At 49.5% G+C, this 1,756-nt stretch carries 2 protein-coding genes; both read right to left on the bottom strand.

Annotated features, from left to right (window positions below):
- Positions 1–119 precede the first annotated feature (119 nt).
- Positions 120–1,037: an IS3 family transposase gene (locus H9X86_RS11945; protein ID WP_346011473.1), complete on the bottom strand. Its 918-nt coding sequence runs from the start codon at positions 1,035–1,037 to the stop codon at positions 120–122.
- Positions 1,007–1,696, bottom strand: a complete 690-nt coding sequence (locus tag H9X86_RS11950) for a helix-turn-helix domain-containing protein (protein ID WP_204901721.1) — start codon at positions 1,694–1,696, stop codon at positions 1,007–1,009. The genes H9X86_RS11945 and H9X86_RS11950 overlap by 31 nt, the downstream gene beginning before the upstream one ends.
- Between the last annotated feature and the right edge of the window lie 60 nt (positions 1,697–1,756).

A 1,756-nucleotide genomic window follows, 5' to 3' on the forward strand; every position in this document is an offset into this window, starting at 1 on the left:
TGAACCGCCCCCCGTCAAGTAGACAAAGAAAAAAATAATAGAATCACAGCGCTGCGGCGCTGTGGCAACCGCAGATTTTGGACGGCAGCGATTGCTGCCAACCAGAATCTGCGGTTTGTTTATGCGGCAAAATACATCTCATGCTTTTCAAACGGTGTGAGAACACCCAGACCTCGCTGCAATCGCCTGGTATTATAGTAGAAAATATAATCCTCGATCATAGTCACCAAGGCTTCCCGGCTGGTAAAGCGTTTGCCATAATAACGCTCACGCTTCAAGATACCCCAGAAGCCTTCCATCGGCCCATTGTCAATGCACTTGCCAACACGGGACATACTTTGGATCATGCCAGCTTGTTCCAGCTTCGCATGGAACGTCCGATTGGTGTACTGGAACCCTCTGTCGCTATGGAATAAGGGATGAGCCTCTGGATTGGCAGCTACAGCCTTGTTAAAGGTCTCAAAAACCAGGGCATTGTCGTTGGTGTCACGGATGACGAACGACACGATTCGCCGGTCGTAGAGATCCAGAATGGCACTGAGGTAGAGTTTGTGCTTCTCGGCTCCGATGTAGTACTTGAACTCTGTCACGTCAGTCAGCCATTTTTCGTTTGGTTTGTCTGCATAAAACTCACGCCTCAAAATATTTGCCGCCAGATATTGCGGGTTGGAAGCCTGTCTTGTACAGCCATGGTTGCTGTACTTAATGGTAGATTTGATCCCTTTAGCCCGGCAAATGCGCAGTACCCGCTTGTCGCTTACCGGTGTCTGGTGGAACCGCTCCAAATCATCCCGTATCCGCCGGTATCCCTTGTCTGGCTCCTGATTATGAATTTGCTCTATCAAATTCCCAATACGCTCATTCTCTGCGGTTCGCTGGCTTCTGTGGCCGGACTTCCACTTGTAATACGCCGCCCGGGACACCCGCAGAATCCGGCATCCTGCATCGATGGGATAGTGAAATTCTTCGTGGCAATCCCGGATTGCACGGTACTGGCGTTCCTGCCTTACTTGCCCCAGCGATCTCTCCTCTCCAATTCTTTCACTTTTTTTAGCAGGTCACGCTCCATTTTCAGCATATAGTTTTCGTGTTCCAGCTGAGCGATTTGGGCTTTTAACTCTTCTTCTGGTGTCCGAGGAGATTGTTGAGCGGTACGCTTTCCCCGCCGATCCTCCAGCCCAGCCGCACCCAGCTGGCTGAATTTCTTTACCCATGTGTAAACCTGCTGATAGCTAACATTGTATTTCTGTGCAATTTCTCCGTAGTTCTTCCCGTTCTCCAGGCATTCCTTTGCGATCATCTGCCGCTCTTTCTGGCTCGTTTTTCGTGATTTCGTCATATGGCTCCCTCCACTGTATGTCTTGAAGTCTTCATGACGATTATACACCTGAATCCAGTTCCGGAGCTGTGCATCTGACCGAATATTATATTTTTCACATATATCCTGCAAGCTGCCTTTCCCTGCCAGATACTCCTCTACGACTTGGCGCTTCATCTCTGCCGGATATGTCCTGTTACGCCCTGATGGTAGGAACGCACTGACTCCCTCCGCCTTATACCGACTCATCCACCGCCTGATATTCTTTTCATCCACTCCTATACGATCTCCCGCTTCGCATACTCCAATCTTCCCTGACAGGCACGCCTCTACTATTTTCAACTTTTCTTCCGCACTGTACTTACTTCGCCTGGACATGACAACTCCCCCTATCGAAGACTTTTCTAATTCCTTGTCTTCCATAGGGGGAGCATATCA

Source organism: Pseudoflavonifractor capillosus (assembly GCF_016902575.1).
In the GTDB taxonomy this organism is placed as follows: domain Bacteria; phylum Bacillota; class Clostridia; order Oscillospirales; family Oscillospiraceae; genus Enterenecus; species Enterenecus capillosus_A.